Origin of the sequence: Schaalia suimastitidis DSM 15538, from assembly GCF_000429105.1 — a bacterium.
GTDB classification, from domain to species: Bacteria; Actinomycetota; Actinomycetes; order Actinomycetales; family Actinomycetaceae; genus Pauljensenia; species Pauljensenia suimastitidis.
Genome location: NZ_AUBF01000006.1, coordinates 73,595 through 90,229 on the forward strand (window position 1 = coordinate 73,595; position 16,635 = coordinate 90,229).

General features: G+C 55.4%; 14 protein-coding genes and 1 pseudogene. 6 read left to right on the forward strand and 9 right to left on the reverse strand.

Annotated features, from left to right (window positions below):
• Positions 1 to 603 precede the first annotated feature (603 nt).
• Genes G438_RS0100390 through G438_RS0100405 form a run of 4 tightly spaced genes read right to left on the reverse strand, consistent with a single transcriptional unit; the run spans position 604 to position 3,220 of the window.
• Positions 604 to 1,245 carry an anthranilate synthase component II gene (locus G438_RS0100390; protein WP_026459679.1) on the reverse strand — a complete coding sequence of 214 codons (642 nt, stop codon included), beginning with the start codon at positions 1,243 to 1,245 and terminating at the stop codon, positions 604 to 606.
• A gap of 9 nt (positions 1,246 to 1,254) precedes the next feature.
• Entirely contained in the window at positions 1,255 to 1,413 is a 159-nt protein-coding gene (locus tag G438_RS12425; protein WP_026459680.1) for a hypothetical protein, read from the reverse strand.
• 13 nt (positions 1,414 to 1,426) lie between these two features.
• On the reverse strand, positions 1,427 to 2,176 hold the full coding sequence (locus tag G438_RS0100400) for a class E sortase (protein ID WP_026459681.1): 750 nt from the start codon (positions 2,174 to 2,176) through the stop codon (positions 1,427 to 1,429).
• Positions 2,177 to 3,220, reverse strand: a complete 1,044-nt coding sequence (locus G438_RS0100405; protein WP_338054368.1) for a DUF881 domain-containing protein — start codon at positions 3,218 to 3,220, stop codon at positions 2,177 to 2,179.
• Positions 3,221 to 3,347: 127 nt separating this feature from the next.
• Between G438_RS0100405 and G438_RS0100410 the strand changes: the two genes are divergently transcribed.
• On the forward strand, positions 3,348 to 3,611 hold the full coding sequence (locus G438_RS0100410) for a cell division protein CrgA (protein ID WP_026459683.1): 264 nt from the start codon (positions 3,348 to 3,350) through the stop codon (positions 3,609 to 3,611).
• A 1,390-nt stretch (positions 3,612 to 5,001) separates the two neighbouring features.
• Here the strand turns inward: G438_RS0100410 and G438_RS0100415 are convergent.
• Positions 5,002 to 5,382 (reverse strand): winged helix-turn-helix transcriptional regulator, encoded by a 381-nt coding sequence (locus tag G438_RS0100415; protein WP_026459684.1) that lies wholly within the window; start codon positions 5,380 to 5,382, stop codon positions 5,002 to 5,004.
• Positions 5,383 to 5,511: 129 nt separating this feature from the next.
• Here G438_RS0100415 and G438_RS0100420 point away from each other — a divergent pair, with 129 nt between their 5' ends.
• A complete protein-coding gene (locus G438_RS0100420) occupies positions 5,512 to 6,123 on the forward strand; it encodes an NAD(P)-dependent oxidoreductase (protein WP_026459685.1) in 612 nt (203 codons plus the stop codon).
• A gap of 167 nt (positions 6,124 to 6,290) precedes the next feature.
• Here the strand turns inward: G438_RS0100420 and G438_RS0100425 are convergent, their stop codons facing one another.
• Together G438_RS0100425 and G438_RS0100430 are read right to left on the reverse strand one after the other, a co-directional pair.
• A complete protein-coding gene (locus tag G438_RS0100425) occupies positions 6,291 to 6,977 on the reverse strand; it encodes a rhomboid family intramembrane serine protease (RefSeq protein ID WP_240470938.1) in 687 nt (228 codons plus the stop codon).
• A 461-nt stretch (positions 6,978 to 7,438) separates the two neighbouring features.
• The gene (locus G438_RS0100430; protein ID WP_026459687.1) at positions 7,439 to 7,960 is read right to left on the reverse strand and encodes a peptidylprolyl isomerase; all 522 of its coding nucleotides are present in this window, start codon (positions 7,958 to 7,960) and stop codon (positions 7,439 to 7,441) included.
• A gap of 188 nt (positions 7,961 to 8,148) precedes the next feature.
• On the opposite strand from G438_RS0100430, the gene G438_RS0100440 reads away from it, so the two are divergent.
• Positions 8,149 to 8,757 (forward strand): hypothetical protein, encoded by a 609-nt coding sequence (locus G438_RS0100440; RefSeq protein WP_026459688.1) that lies wholly within the window; start codon positions 8,149 to 8,151, stop codon positions 8,755 to 8,757.
• A gap of 830 nt (positions 8,758 to 9,587) precedes the next feature.
• Here G438_RS0100440 and G438_RS11780 read toward each other — a convergent pair.
• Together G438_RS11780 and G438_RS0100450 are read right to left on the reverse strand one after the other, a co-directional pair.
• A complete protein-coding gene (locus G438_RS11780; protein WP_051259150.1) occupies positions 9,588 to 10,673 on the reverse strand; it encodes an endonuclease domain-containing protein in 1,086 nt (361 codons plus the stop codon).
• 914 nt (positions 10,674 to 11,587) lie between these two features.
• Positions 11,588 to 12,466, reverse strand: a complete 879-nt coding sequence (locus G438_RS0100450) for a Cof-type HAD-IIB family hydrolase (protein WP_051259151.1) — start codon at positions 12,464 to 12,466, stop codon at positions 11,588 to 11,590.
• 128 nt (positions 12,467 to 12,594) lie between these two features.
• Between G438_RS0100450 and G438_RS10095 the strand changes: the two genes are divergently transcribed.
• The 3 genes and pseudogenes from G438_RS10095 (at position 12,595) to G438_RS0100465 (ending at position 16,452) form a co-directional block, all read left to right on the forward strand.
• Complete coding sequence (locus G438_RS10095; RefSeq protein WP_240470939.1) at positions 12,595 to 14,622, forward strand: adenosylhomocysteinase; 2,028 nt, start codon at positions 12,595 to 12,597, stop codon at positions 14,620 to 14,622.
• Positions 14,619 to 15,961: pseudogene (locus G438_RS10100) on the forward strand (amidohydrolase family protein). Before G438_RS10095 ends, G438_RS10100 begins: the two are co-directional and overlap by 4 nt.
• Positions 15,958 to 16,452 (forward strand): cupin domain-containing protein, encoded by a 495-nt coding sequence (locus tag G438_RS0100465; protein WP_240470940.1) that lies wholly within the window; start codon positions 15,958 to 15,960, stop codon positions 16,450 to 16,452. The pseudogene G438_RS10100 and the gene G438_RS0100465 overlap by 4 nt, the downstream one beginning before the upstream one ends.
• The last annotated feature ends 183 nt before the right edge of the window (positions 16,453 to 16,635 follow it).

The window sequence follows — 16,635 nt, forward strand, 5'->3', positions numbered from 1 at the left end:
CGCCAACTACCAGAGCGTCAACACACGCACATTTCCCCTTTAGGCCCGCTCCTCTTTACTCAATTCTCTTTGGTTTCGACCATGCACTCATCTATAGAAAACCCTAAATAGCCGTAGCCTCAGCGTGGACACACCGAATGGATTTGTGCCTTCCGTTTCGTGTGTCGACCTAAAGAAAAGAAGGCCAACATCTTGGCCTCGCACAGATCAACACACCAAACGGATGTACAGCTACCGTTTCGTGTGTCAATGATGACCAACTGCTCCTTTTGCTCGGACGGCACAACCGATCAACACACCGAACGGACATACAGCTACCGCACGCTGTGTCGACCGCATTGCACGAGCATCCTCAATGCAGCCAACACACCACCGCACAGACCGGCAACCCGACGAAGATGACACCACCTCGTCCATTACGAACCCACCGCGCAGCGGACTCAAATGCCCCCGCTCAGACAAGCCGCCCCACAGCCAACCTGACAGGCAAGCCCCCACAACCAGCCTGTCCAACTTGACAGGCATGCTATCCAGTAGGCTGACTCAACCCCTGGCTCACACCCATCCGAGCACGCCAATCTCCGGCGCCACAAACCGTCCTGTCTACAAGCGTGCCCGCTGTGCAACCACAGGAGACAAAGAAGCGGCGCGAGCCACGGAGTCGTGATCCCCACAGGCAGCCAACCAGTTAGCAAACATCATGTGACCCTGCTGGGTCATCACCGACTCTGGATGGAACTGGACACCTTCAAGCGGCGCCTCACGATGTCGAACGCCCATAATGAGGCCATTCTCAGTGCGGGCACTCACCTCCAGCTCCTCGGGCAGTGTCGCTGGATCAATAGCCAAAGAGTGGTAGCGCGTCACCGTCAGTGGCGACGCCACCCCAACGAAAACACCACGCCCATCATGGGTGATCACCGAGGTTTTCCCATGCATCAATTCAGGCGCATGACCCACAGTCGCACCACACAGCTCACCAAGCGCCTGGTGGCCCAAACACACACCAAGCATCGGAATGGAGTGTGCTCGACAGTCAGCAATCACTTGCAAACTGGCACCAGCACCCTTCGGATCACCTGGTCCTGGGGAAATGAGGACCCCATCGTAAATCGCCCCGGAGTACCAAGAAGGATCAACCTGGTCATTGCGGACGACATCAACACTTGCCCCCATATGGCGCAGATAGCCAACAATTGTCCACACGAACGAGTCATAGTTATCAACACACAGTATGCGCACCATCTGGCTACCTCAGACTGCCACGCTTGAAGCGCCAAGCTCAAAATAAGCCTGCGCCCAAGGGAAAACCCATTTAAACAGAGCAAAGACAATAGCTGCAACAATCACGAGCGCTTCGATGACTTTGAACCACGTCGGCCCCGGTAAGTGACGGAATATCCAGCCGTACATCAGTGGTCTCCTCTTAGCTCTCAGGTTCTTCCAGTAAAACTGCGGGCTTCCCCGTAGATTTACTCATCCAGTACTTATATTTCAGGTGGACGATGTACCGCTCTGTATTGCCCCACTCGGGATGGCAGGTGGTCATCGTCATCCATCGTTCCGTCGGCGTTTGTGACAGGGTGACATCCCCAGGAACAGGAGCAATGACACGGTAGTTTTCCGGATCAGTAGCCGAAACGATTTCCCAGTTGTCCACCTCGTACACGAGGTAGTGATCCTGGAGGTCAACGACTATTTCATCCCCCACCTGCATCTCTTCTACACGGCGGAAATTGTTGCCGTAGGAACGGCGGTGTCCTGCCACCGAAAAGTTCCCGATTTCACCAGGCTGAGCAGTATCCGGGTAGTGGCCCGCCCACCCCATGTCCAACACATCCGCCCCAACGCCTTGAGCGAGCGGAGTCTTCATCCAGTCCCATTTCGGGAAATGGATTAATCCATACACTTCAGCATTTGCGAGGTTTGTCGGTGCGGGAGGAGGCTCGCTCGTTTCAATCACACCCTCACCTGTCGAGGCAGGGGCATGCTCCTCTTCAAATTGAGCAATGACAGCAGCGCGAGGCGCCTCCACCTCGTAACTCGTCCAGAAGGCCTGCCAGAACGCGAAAAGCGCCAAAATGACGGCGGCAGTGATCAGCAATTCTCCAATCACCCCGATTGTGCCGTAAACGAATGACCTTACCCGGGCGGGTCTGCGGATATGTCCGCCCACTCACTCCACCACCTTTGCGTATGAGACCGTCGCATCCGTTGACGCCGCCGGCATATGCATCACTTCTTTCTTTTCGAGCTTCCAGCCCATTTTGTAGAGTGCCACATATTGCATGTAGTTCACCACACGAGGATTCGTCTCCACAGCAGTCACAAGTGCCGAAATATCGCCAATTGCTGCGATTTCGTAAGGCGGTGAGTACGATGCACCATCAACTAAAATCACATTTCCAATACAACGAATCACCGTTCGGCTGGACACGCGCACGCCCTGAACGGTCATTGCCTCGGCACCGCCGTCCCACAGCGCATTCATCACGTCCTCAATGTCTTGTTGATGAATAACCAGGTCGTTTGGTGTCGCACCCTCTGGTATGTCACCCGCAGGAGCATCCGTCAGCGTAATCACCACACCCGGTCCACTAATGGCCGATCTGTTGAAATTACTTGCCGACGCAGACGTCAGTGGCGCAGCGAGGTCAGTATCGCTGTGCTCGGCAACCTGGTTGGCGATGGCGTCGCGTTCAGCCTCGAGTTCGGCGACAACCGCCTGCCGATGTCTCACCAAATTGACGAGGTCACCGTCAGTTGCGGCACCACTTTGACTTGCGGTGGTGGCTGAGGCATGAAAAAGCAAACCGGAGGCGGCAGTGACAAGGAAAACAGACAGTGCTGATCGCAGGTTCAGGGCTCGGTGTGGCGAGGCGTTGTCTGTGCTGGACGTGCCCGAGACGGTGGCTGTTCTAATGCCACCACCCCGGTCGGAAGTTGTGGTCTCGGTGGGCAATGTCGTTGAAATAGGCTCGTCAGTGGATGTTTTGGTAATGGCTGACTCGCCGGTCGGCATCGTGGTAGCTAATTGGTCGGCGGTGTGCGCCTGGTGGCTGTCATCTCCCACGGTTGCGCACGCCTCGTCGCTGTCACCTGCCCCACTGGCCCAAGCCTCGTCACTGTCAAGCACGCTGTCATTTCCATCCGTTGCAACAGCATCTTCAAAGGAGGCCGCCTCATCGTCATGCGGTTTCGTGGGATGATTTTTCCCCAATTCTTTGTCACCTCCCTTTTGTCCACTTTGATAGATTCCCCTGCCAGACTAGGCTAGGCGCAGTACCCCTGCTCGCTGTACACGCCTAGATGTTGTTTTCGAGCCACCTATCAACGGAAGGACTGCCGTGCCTGAGTCAAAGAAGCGTAAGAAGAACGGCCATGAGGTCGCCGATGACACAACGTTGCCTCGTTGGACTGATGGCATACCGTTGTCGCCAAGTTGGTGGGCTCCAACCTTTATCACCTTGCTGCTTGTCGGTCTTGTTTGGCTGCTCGTCTATTACATCTCTGGTGGTCAATACCCAATCCCCGGCGTGAACTGGTGGAACCTGGTCATCGGCTTGTCCGTAATGATGGTCGGCTTCATAATGACAATGAAGTGGCGCTAACTCGATCAATCACACCGCCCACGCGGAACTGAAATCGCACTCCCGCACTCGTCGCGCGAGTAACGCAGAAACCAGCCTCTGAGTTCCCACTACCTTCACGGAACCCCAAACGCACGGTTGCCGCGGGACTGAGAGTGAATGTGCACGTGCCCTCACAGGATTTTTTGAACCTTCGGTTGAGCCACGGCCGCAGACAATTGCTGTAGTAGGCACCGCTTATCTGGGAAAACGATGCTCTTCGGAGCTAGCGTTGCCCGGCATAACGGGCAACGTGAGTAAAATCTGCGTCTCCTGGGATAACACGTACTGCTCGTCGGAACCCGCAGTGCCCGTCGTGCTACGCGTTGGCCGTTGACGCTTATGCGGCTTTTTCGCGACCGTGCACTGATGTTTTCAACGAAAACCTGCCCACGCCTCGTCAATTGACCCTAGCGTGTCCTAGATCCGGGCGCGTGCTTGTCTGCGACCCTGGAGCAAGTGCGCGCTGAATCGTCGAGCAAAGGTGGATCCTCCACGACGACAGTGGGTTGAACTGATGTTGATCCACAATGACCACCACCTCCTCGCTTCCCATGTCTACCGTCGACACACCAAACGGATTTCTCCTTGGCCGTCCTTGGTGCCTTTCACGCCTAGCTCGTCCTATGGGTAATAAAACCATCCAGTACTCTCGTCTCTCGCCCGGGTCGACACATGAAACGGTCGGCGTTCTTCCGTTTGATGTGTCGACCCAATACGGACAGACTCGCCAACGCCGGTATCTCAAAGGTGAACACACGAAACGGTCGACACTCATCCATTCGGTGTGTCGACCCGACACAGAAGTAGGCAACAGACGTGCTATCTGATGGATCAACACACGAAACGGTTGTGGATAGTCCATTCGGTGTGTTGACCGGGATAATTGTTGAATTGGGTGTATTTGCTCCAAGTGCCGTCAAAGCAATCCACAGCTATTTCCCCAGATGTGGATAAGTTACAGGCGTGTATTTTCCCTTTGAGACGTCGTGACCCGTAGTCCTGCCACACCCCTGCTTGATCCGTATTGTCCCAACCGGAGGTAACATCTCAACCAGGCGTGACGGTGATGTCATCACATGAAACAGGCACGAGTTACCACAGAACACGACCTCGACATCGAATCACCATGCGCGAACGACGGTGAGTAGTGTCGACAAACCGAATCCTTATACGCATGAACCCACGACATCGGTCGCAGAAGCGCCGGCGGCAAAGGCCCCGGTATTGGTAGCAGCTCCAGCAGCACAACAGCGGCAAAACTCCCAGCAATCGCAACAACAAAATGATCCACTAGCATGCACCTCAGCGATGGCAGTACCTGCGGCAGCGGCCCCTGCAAGCGGAGCGCAGGCATCTAACCAATGTTGAACTAGTGTTCCTCGTCATACCGCCGTCGGTGAGCCTCCACTTCGTCCACATGCTGCTCCGACCATCGACGCAACATAGCTAACGGTTCAACGACCGTTGATCCAAACTCGGTCAGTTGATAGTCCACTCGCGGCGGAATACTCGCTGTAACCTTGCGGATCACCAATCCATCACGCTCCATTAGCCGTAACGTTTCAGTCAATACCTTTGGAGAAATCCCCTGAACTTTCTCCTGTATTTCTTTAAAACGCACGGGGACCCTCTGCGCCAAAACCGCAACAATCAACGGCGTCCATCGGCCTGTGAGATGCCGCAGCACAGTGCGTGACGGGCACTTCTGTTCAAGGACATTGGCTCGCCGTGAGCTATTTTCTGCACTCACTAATACCTCCAGCGAAGGATCACTTTGTCGCAGATCACAAATATCTTCCAATTACTTACCTTGAGGTAATCAGTATCTAATCCATACCATTGTGGTGTCAATAGGAAACAGCACCCAAAGGAAAACCTCATGCGCATTTCAGTGATCGGAGCAGCCGGCATGGTTGGCACACAAATTGTCGCCGAAGCAACCGCACGTCACCACGACGTTGTGACCTACACGCGATCAGGAAACCTCGAAGGAAGTCAGACACTCGATTTCTCTGACACTTCAGCTGTCCACGCGATTGTCAACACCTCAGATGTCGCCATCATTTCTGTGGCGAGCCGCGACAACTACCAAGCAGCCATTGATGCACATAAGAGGCTCATCGAAAGTCAGCCCACAGGGCGCATCATCGTCATTGGCGGCGCGGGCGCACTGTCCGTAGGAAACGATCACCTACTGCTCGACAGCCCCGATTTTCCTGACGAGTACCGCCCTGAAGCACAAGCATTCGCTGTGGTTTACCAAGAATATCTGGCGTCAAATAATCTCAACTGGACGATGGTCGCTCCCTCGCCCATCATCGCTCCCGGCATCCGCACAGGCAGTTACACCACAGCGCTGAACACACCTGCGGGCAACTTTGTCTCCGCCCAGGATTTTGCAGTCGCCGTCATTGACGAGGCGGAATCTCCCCAACACGAAAAGCAACGATTCACGGTGGCATCCTCCGACGAGCATACTGCACAGAGATAAGGCCACACGCGAACTGTTGACATTTTCAGAGCGCAGCATTGTTCGACGGGTCGCTGTCACAAAACTAGAGCACCAACCATGTGGTTCCTCAGACGATGCTCATGTGACACCCAACGATTAGCCGAGGCGTGACGGAACGACACCACCACGCCTCGGCTTGGGTACCGCTAGGCCAGTGTCGCCTCGAGAATCAGACGGTAGGTCAGTGCAACGAGACCCACCATCGCGAGCGCAATTGCCAACGCAGCCCCAATTGACTGCCACATTTGCTTGCGTGCTGTCACATGGGGACGAGGCGCGGCAACCGCAGTCAGCACCCACGTCGCAAACAAGCCCGTCAGTAGCCCACCGAGGTGAGCTTGCCACGACACATTAGGTAGCAAAAGACCGTACAAGAAGTTCACTGCAAGCAACCCGACGACTGCTCGAGTATCTATACCGGACCTCTTCTGAACGACGAAGATCGCAGCGAAAAGGCCAAATACTGCTCCCGACGCGCCTACCGTAACCTGTTGGAAAGTCGACGGCTGGAACAGTGCCCAGACAAGCACAGCTAAAGTTCCACCTACTGCGCTGAGCAAATACACAGTGAGATACTGCCAGCGACCAAGCACCGCCTCAAGGCTCTGTCCAACGAAATACAGCGCCAACATGTTAAACAGCAGGTGCATAATGCCGCTGTGGAGAAAGGCGGTGGTGAGGAATCTCCACGGTTGGAAATAGCCAACTATCGGGTTAAAGGCTAAAAGTTCCCACGTCGAGGTGGAAATCCACGACAAAAGGAACAACGCAACACTGATGCCGATCAAGCCATAGGTCACCACTGGCGTGCCCGAGGCCACCTGCCGCCTCACATTCCGACCCGCACATTCCACACAAAGGGAACGCACCTCAGTGCGAATCATACAATCGACGCATATGGGACGATTACAACGCTTGCAATAGTCCACTGACTGCACATTGGGGTGTCGCGGGCATGGAGGAGCCGCACGCGGATCAGACCGCTGACCGTACCGAGGTAACTCATTCATAAGGCCAATCTTGTCACTTCAAGCACTTTCACGCCCAGCAGCCGTTCCCCAACCCTCGCCTATCAGCGCTGATCTGTTGAGGCCAATTTCTTCGCCTTCGACTGTCAACGCCACTTCGCACCTATCAGCATTGACCCGATGACGCGGCGACGAGGCAGTCCACACGCCCAAACCCCTCCACCCACACGCCCAAACCCCTCCACGACAAAGGCCGGGCCTACCTGGTGGCAAGCCCGGCCGATGCGGCAAGCCCGGCCCATATCGCCGGTACTACGACCTGAAGATCACTCAACCACATCCACCGATGTGATTGTCACATCTTCGACTGGACGGTCATTGCGTCCCGTCGGTACCGAAACGATGGCATCAACGACACGCTTCGACGCCTCGTCAACTACCTTGCCGAAAATCGTGTGATTGCCAAGCAGCCACGGTGTCGGCGCAACGGTGATGAAGAACTGCGAACCATTCGTGCCGCGCCCCATACGCTTGCCTGCATTGGCCATAGCGAGCAAGTAAGGCTCATTGAAGTTGAGTTCGGGGTGAATCTCGTCGTTGAAGGCGTAGCCAGGGCCGCCGGTTCCAGTGCCCAGAGGGTCGCCACCTTGAATCATGAAGCCTGGGATAACACGGTGAAAAATCACGCCATCATAAAGAGGACGAGTCGTCTTCTGGCCAGTCGCAGGATCAACCCACTCACGCTGACCGAGCGCGAGGTCAACAAAATTCTTGACCGTATGAGGAGCATGATCAGGGAAAAGCTCGATGCGGATATCGCCAAGGGAAGTATGAATCGTGGTTTCCATAGCTCCATCGTCGCAGAGTTCGTCCCTGCATGCGCGTTTGTTCGCACACAACACTCAGGACTTAGGTTGCATGTCACAATTGTGCTGCAGCATCGGCACGTTCAAGGCACAATAGAGGAGAGAGCGTCAACAGGCTGGTCATGCCAACCTGTCGTGAGCAGAGCACTAGGACAAGGAAGGCACCCACCATGGCCAAACCCAGCAATTTCGACCCCGACAAACTCAAGACCGAGGCTCTACATATCCGCGACACCCTTGCTGTTCATGCAGGTCGCGCTGCGGTCGCGGCGACCGATCTGGCAGAGCAAGGCCTGGATTGGGCTGCGCCTCGTGCACAGGCAGCCTTAGAAGGTGCCCTTAAGCGCGCCACCCCCCTCGTAGAAACCGCAGCTGACAAAGCCGTTGACGCCATCGACCGCGCTAAACCTAAGTTGGAAACAGCGCGCCACAATGTGGTTGACGACTACCTTCCGCGCATTCACCGTGCAGTGGAGGACTCCGCCTCGGCGCTCACCTCTGACGCCCCGCTCGCTGAACGAGCCGCCGCCGCGCGTATCGCCTCAAGTCGCGCTCTTACGACGCCCACCCGCACGGTTCGCCGCAAACGACGTTTCCTGCGTGTGCTGGGTTGGACAGCGGCGACCACTGCTGTTGCAGGCGTGGGCTACCTGTTGTGGAAACGTAGCCAACCGATTGAGGACCCCTGGGCAGAAGAGTACTGGGCTGACCTTGATTCTAATGTTGAGGTACCCGAAATGGATGCCGAAAAGGTGGAAGAAGTAACCGAGGAGGAGTGATTTTCCTTCACAGCTGCGAATTCTTTCGCTGATTGACGAGGCCGGGCTTCCTACTGTGTGGGCCCGGCCTCGCGCTGTGCTGTACGTCGGTTCCTGCTGCATCCCAAGGTTGAGCCTTTCAGTCACCTGGATATGAACCTCTTGCCTCTCGCACTCTCGGCTTTCAGACCCACGTCTATCAACCGCACAGCCATCGCACGCCCACCACGTCGACACATGGTGCGGAAATCAGCGGGCGCTAATCGCCGTCCGCAGAAATGTCGACACATGGTGCGGTGCTCCCCACGCCGTTTGCTGTGTCGTTGCTGTCGCAAAAGCAATGAGACACCCCCGCACAAAAGGGTCGACACATGGTGCGGTAGAAGAATGTCCAAAGCATGTGTTGACTCAGATATCGTCAGACTGATATGGCCCGTTTAACAGATGTGAACACGGCGAACGGTGCGAAACCCTGAAAAATGCTGCTAGGAAAAGAAGGTTCGCATGGAATACCTTCGCCCTCATACCCACAAAAATGCTGTGCAGTAGCGTCATCGATGGGTCGGAATGCCTTCGGCGGAAAAGATTTCCACCTTCGTTGGATCGGCAGGATCCGTTTGCTGTGTCGATCCGCAGACAAACAGCAACCTATCCCCGTGACACAACACTATTCGGTTACAACGTCTTCCAGTGCAAATGCCATGAGGTCTGAAATTTGCGCAATGCCACGCCCGTTGACGCCGTAAATAACAACAACCGACGGAAAATATGCATCGCAATCAAAAGCAACGTCTGCATAACTATTGTCTACTGATCACAATGTCGATAATGGTTGATCGTATTACGAAGCGTTACGACATGCTGCGGCGGCGCTGATTTCGCCGACGCCACTGCCGATCAGCAGCCTTCAGGTGACGTTCAACTTGTGACAACAGTGCATCAGCGTGCGAAAAGTCAGTCCATCGCACACGAATCACAGTCCAACCCAACGCTTCTATCTCACGTTGGCGCCGATTTTCCTTCTCTTCGGCACGATGAATATCTTCGACGGTGGTACCGTATTTTGCTCGTCCATCAAACTCCAATGCAACATGTTGCCGAGGAAACGCGATATCAACGAAATACGGTGCGTCGGCATCAGTCCGAGCAATGGGGTGCTGCATCTCCATTCCTGAAAATCCCGCCTCCATTAACAATGCAAGCAGACGAGCCTCCCCTGGAGAGTCACACGCGGGTGAGGCGCCATGAAGCACCCAACGAGCTTTTCTTGTGTCACGTGCGGTCTTGGGCAGGGATCTAATCAACGCCAACAGGTGTTGACGAGATCTTTCCGCCTCCCGGTGACATTGCTGTGCCTTCCACTTATTGAATCGGCTCACCCACTGCAGGGACGTGCACGCAAGCGAGAACGCCGTGATTCGGTCGTGAATTAAAGATCCGACCATCGTGGCAACATCTAAGCGATCACAGACAATATCGAGGATGCGAGTCGTTGTCGGGCCAACATGGGGTCGGTGGTGGACTTTTGCAATTGCTTCCTTTGCGAGGACTTTTCCTTCGAATGTCACTTCCGGAAGATGAGCTTTGGTGGTGCACCTCCGATTTTGTGTGCGCAGATATACGGTGCCGTCTGACGAGGTGGTGGGAAGTCCGTGCATCACGGCTGCACTGACGCCGGTTGGGACGCAGGCGGGTTTGAGCCGTGACAACGCAATGATGCGCGCAACCTCAATCACCTTATCGATGTCATAACGATTCGTACACGATTGCAGTATCGACGCGCAAAGGTAGCATCCGCGGTAGATACGAATGTAGCCCCGTCGGTGGCGGACATTGCGGAATGTTGCTTGTGAGGTAAACACCATGTTTTCTCGGACAAGTGCCACGGTAATTCGTGACGCTTCATGAGCATTGCTGTGCCGGTATTCCCGAAACATTGTGCCTCCTCGTCATCAACGTGTTGCCTATAACCACGATGGCGTTGGCATCCGATGTCAGCAATCCAAAGGTGCGTCATTGTGGAAATACCTTGTCGGCTTCTTTGACTGTGGAAATCGATAGCCAGGAAGACCCGTGTATCTTCGATGGTCGTCCGCTTCGACCCTTAGTGGTAGTGCCCCAGCAACATCATGGTCCTGTTCGCACACAAACGACCCCGTGTTGTGTGAAGAGTCCTGTTGCACGAATCAACCATTCATGTAGGACTGCTAGGACTGCACAGCTTGAGGTTGGATGTTCACCACCGTTCAGCACACCATTCGGATCGACACTCCTTTTCAACACACCATTTGGATGCCGATCGTCCATTCAATGTGTCGATCACTGTTTCGTCCACCTCGTGCCAGAATTATCTGCTAAGTCAACACACCGAACGGCATCGTTTCGACCGTTCTGTGTGTCGACGCGTCAGAAGGCAGGTAGGATCTTGACGCTTCACGAAGGTCAACACACTGAACGGCACTCTTTTGTCCGCATGCTGTGTCGATCAAGGACGGGGGTCAAGCAGACGATGGGGAGTAATCCGAGGAGACGACCGAATGTTGAAGGTGGAGACGACCGAATGTTGAAGGTCACGAGATTGAGGGATATCACGGCATTGTGTTGAAATCGGCCAACGCCGAGTTCAATCACCACAGCGGGGCATTAAGGTCATTCGCATAGCTCACCGTCCACCTCGCCGTAAACAGGCATGTCCCACTACAGATAGGTCAGATCTGCGCGTCCGTCAATCTTCTAGTCGCACCGTGCCAACCCGAACATGTGCAAGAGCCCGATAGTAGCCACGCCGCAAAACACAGGAGCTACGAACCTCAAGTAGCACTGACAACCCAAACACCGCGCAGCGCTCAGATCACAAGCCAAGAAGATGCCTTGTGACGGTAAAGACGCCGCCATCATTATTTGAGGGAGCAATATATCGGGCTGCCTCAACCACATCTGGGTGCGCGTTAGCCATGGCGAAGGACCATTTGGCGGCAGCTAGCATCCCTAGATCATTGTGAAAATCGCCAAAAGCCAAGGTTTGTTCGCGAGTCACGCCCAGATATTCCTGCAATGCTGTGACAGCCGCACCTTTGTCAACGCCCGCCGTTTGCAGGTCCGCCCAGTTGTAGCCCGACACCACGTACTGATGAGTCGAAGCAAATGGTTCCAGCGCCACCTCGGCAATTGGCTGCACTGCATCAAAACAGAAAACTGCGAGTTTAATGATGTCGTCATCGAGTTCACCGGATCCGATACGAGCAAGAACATCAAGTTGATCATCGACCACTGCAGTGCGGTGGTAGTACGGCAGTACCGAGTCCATAAAGGGCTGATCGAAACGTTCTACGTAGCCGCTTGCTTTCCCGCACATCATTAATCCGGCATTAATCCCTCCGGCCACTGCTGAACGCACACGACGTACCACCTCGGCAACCGTTTCATGATCCATGGGGACGCTGGAAACTTCTTTTCCGTCTCGCATGACGATTGCACCATTTTCGGCGATAACGGTTAGTCCTTCGCCGACTCTTTCAAACATATCAATGAGCGTCCAACACTGACGGCCCGACGATGGCGCGAAGGTCACGCCACGCTGAGCAAGCTGAGCAAGCATCGGCCACAGTTGTTCAGGGATTTTCTTGTCATCTCCCAACAGCGTGCCATCCATGTCAACCGCCACGAGGCGAATATCGACATTGGTGGGGAGGCTGGACAGGGGTGTCGGTTCTGCGGGAGTGAAAGTCATACCCGTATTGTCTCCCAGTCATTGCCGAGGCGCCTTCAGGCGCACCATCAATCGGTCACTATTCCCGTCACACGTGTGTTGTGCGAGCATGTGTCGTCACGTGATTTTCCTGTCCACAGTTGGCAGTTATGCGCGTGTTTTCCGCGTGCCACAGCCACGGAGGCACGCATATTCTTGATACGGTTCGACACGTTCCTACCCATCTCTCCTCGCCTGCGTTGCGTGCGCAGGTGATTCTGCGACGTTTTGCTTCGGCTACAAACTTGCTGATCTGCGGTCAGCGTTTCCTCATCATTTGCGGAATTGACGAGGCCACAGCCACTCACCTGCATCATTTGCTGTGCCGCTTGGGTGCGTTTCCGGAGTTGTTGCACCCGTTGACGTCACATAGAGATCGTTGGCTGCCCAGTGGGGATCGCGCTGCGGTGAGTGCTATGCAGTACGCAACGTCTACCGATCCGTGTGTCGACGCAGGCGACAAAACGGCAAAGGAAGCCGATCCGTGTGTCGACCAGGATGTTTCGCCTGTGGCCACTACCGATCCGTGTGTCGATCGGGACGATGTGGGGGGGTTGCGTAGCTCATCTGCAACAATGACGGGAGGTTTTGCCCGTTATAGCGCAGTCTTTGATTTTGTTGGCACCATAGTCGAAGCTGTCGACACTGTCCTTGTGCGTATCCCACGAGCATTCGTGACACATGTACCCACAAGCTCTTCGGCAATATCGACGATTCCCGCGCCTGTCACGAGCACGACAGTCACCCACACGAACTCCATCTCTTCCATTGCTCATCCAGACCAGCCACCTTTTGATACAGCAAGTAGTTCAATTACCGCCAACACCGCGAGCGACCCCCACAACCCATCCACCGCCAACACCGCAAGTGCTTTACTCCCCGGTGACCCCCGCAAGGTCATTCGTATTTTCAGCCCCGACGGACATGAACTTCACGACCCTCACAGTCGTACTCCAAATAGCGCCATTGAATATCTCACTTGGGCACGCCGTCACATGCCCGTCACGTCCGAGGCAGCCAAGCGCCTGAAAGCTTCAGGTGTACTTCAGGGTCGCAGCATCGGATTGTCCCTCGTGTTGGAGCCGAAAACCGCCGTCCTCGCCATGTTCCTCGCCGAAGCAGGCGCCACAGTCAGTGTTTTTGGCCATGCTCAAGAGATCCGGGAAGACGCCGCCTACCTCAAAGGGGTGGGTATCCCAGTATTTGGTGCATCAACTGCCACACGCCAGGAAGAAACCGAGTATGCCACCGCCTTCCTCGCCCAACAGCTCGATGTGCTTCTCGACGATGGTTCTCACCTGATTCGCTTAGCTCATGACTCGACCCTCGCACCTGGTGCCTTGGACAACATGGTCGGCGCCGCAGAAGAAACGACCTCCGGGCTGCGCCCCTTGCGTGACATGGACTCGGCCCGCACTCTCCGTATTCCAGTGATTGCCAGCAATGATGCGCGATCGAAAACGCTTTTTGATAATGCTTATGGCACTGGACAGTCGTGCTTGTTTACCATCCTCGATCTCATTGATCCTCACGAGGCGGGGGTTGATATGGCACGTCAACGTGTCCTCGTCATTGGATATGGTGACGTGGGTAAGGGTTTTGCTCGACTAAGTCGTGCCATGGGCGCCGCTGTGTGTGTCGCTGATACTGATCCGGTGCGTGCCCTTCAAGCTCGCCTCGACGGCTTTGAGGTTGACGAGGCCCCCACCCTCGCGTCGCGCTGCACGTGGATTATTTCAGCAACAGGGGTGCGCCACACGATTGACGAGTTGATCCTTCAGGCAGCCCCAAATGAAGCAGTATGCGCTGTAATCGGTGGTGTGGCGCAAGAAATTGCCATTGACCAGACGGTAGTAGCAGGGGCGCATATGGGACCCTCGTCGATGCGTGCCGTTGACACGTTGACGTTACCCAACGGGAAACGTTTGACAATCCTGGACAAGGGCGGGTGTATCAACTGCACTGCTGGCGAAGGTAACCCTATCGAAATCATGGATTTGTCTTTTGGTGTACAAAGCGCCGCCATTGAATATTTACTTTCGACGGAACTGGAACCTGGAGTAATTCCTGTGCCCGACGAGTCAGACCGTGCCGTTGCCGCATTGGCCCTCAACCACATGATTGGTCGTACCCTATGAGTACCTTCCACAATACTTCAGCGCGCACCGATATCCTTCACGTGTGGTCAGCTGACATGGTGATCCCAATTACGGCGCCTTCTGTCCTTGGTGGAGCTGTTGCCGTGCGAGGTGATCGCATTGAACACGTTGGTTCGCGTGATTGGGTGATTGCTACCCTTCACAGTCGTCGCCTTGCTTTCCGCGAAACGAAGCTACCTGGCGTACTAATGCCCGGCCTCGTCAATGCCCACACCCACCTGCAGTATTCAAATATGCAGGAGGTTGGACAACGCCAGTACGACGGTTTCCCCTCCTGGATGGCTGCCTTCGACGAGGTGTATGACGCCGACGGTCTCGACTGGCAGGCGGGTGCAGCCCAAGGTGCACGTGAACTTTTGCGCTATGGCACAACCTGCGCTGCCGACGTCGTGTCAGATATTGAAGCCGCAAGCGCGCTTCATGATGCTGGTCTGCATGGCGTGACCTATTGGGAGGTGATGGGGTATTCCAACGAAGAGTGGGCTCACAGCGGCCTGGAGGTGGTTGAGTCGTTTCTCGCGCAAGTGCCTTCGCCTCCGGCTGTGGGAATCTCGCCCCATGCCCCGTACTCTCTTGAGGTTGCACCCCTCCTGGAAGTGCCTGATTTGGCACGTAGGCGCGGTATGCGTCTGCATATTCATCTTGGCGAGGCGCACACCGAGGCCCGGTGGGATGACGTCGAAGGTGGTACGCCTTTGGCTGAACTGTGGCACAGCGGCAAAGCGGCATCCTTCACGGCGATGCGCGAGGCGGGGTTGGGTTTTCGGCAACAGAATTCGTTGATCAGCTGGGGGTCTTGGGGCCCGACTGCCATATTGCCCACGGTGTTTATATGACAGCTGATGACCGTCGTCGTCTACGTGCCCGAGGCACGGCCGTCGCATTATGTCCCCGCTCGAATCGCGTCATTGGTTTAGATGAGCCACCCGTTGCTGCCTATCTTGACGAGGGTAACCTGGTGGCTGTCGGTACCGATTCATTATCGTCGTCTCCAAGTTTAGATCTGCTGGAAGATGTGGCGGCACTCTATGACATTGCTCGTCGACAGGGCTATACGAAACCAGAGTTGGCGCGCCAGCTTTTACAGGCAGCTACCTTAGGTGGGGCCACGGCCCTTGGTTTAGCTACTGGCGAGCATCGTGTTGGTCAGCTCCAGGCGGGTGCGTTGGCTGATATGACGGTCGTTGATGTACCAGTGACCGATATTGTTGGCACGATTGAAAATCTTGTTCGCCATGGTGCTGGCCAGCAGATTGCCACCGTCATTGAAGGCCGTTTGCGTTGGGGTGCGCCAGGAGTATTACAGGAGCAGCAATGATGTATTCGTCGCATCACCATGACGAAATGGAAGGTCTGTCCGTTTCCCGGCATCGCGGCGCTCAGCAAGCGTCGGTGATCGCGACTATACGTGGGATGGCTCCTCATCCTGAGGGTGGGTGGTACAAGCGCACCTGGACGGCACCTGACCACATCGTCACCTCGCGAGGCAAACGTGCCTGCGCCTCGGCAATTATTTTCCTGCTTGATCAAGACCAGGAGGCCGCATGGCACCTGGTGCATGCGGATGAACTGTGGCTCTGGCACGGTCCAGGCACGCTGGAGATCCACTTAGGTGGCCGAGGCGAGGCGCCCATCCTCGACCCTTCTCCTACCGTCCTGTCTGGCGAGCCGACGACAGGACAGATGCAGCTCCTTGTTCCAGCCGGAACGTGGCAACGGACTTTTGCTCGCCAGGACATGGCATTTGCCACATGTGTTGTGGCCCCTGAGTTCTCTTTCGACGACTGGCAACTGGCCAACAACAGTTGACAATATCTGCAATTCTGCGCATCTTCCCCGATCACGGCCTTTTGTGTGCGGTACAACGCAGCCGACACGCATCACTATTGTGACGATGTTGCATCGTCTCATTGGAATACATGGAGCCTGGCCACCCCTTTGTGACCCCAGTAGGCTCGTCAACAGCGAACGGTCCATACGGTCCGCTTCAAC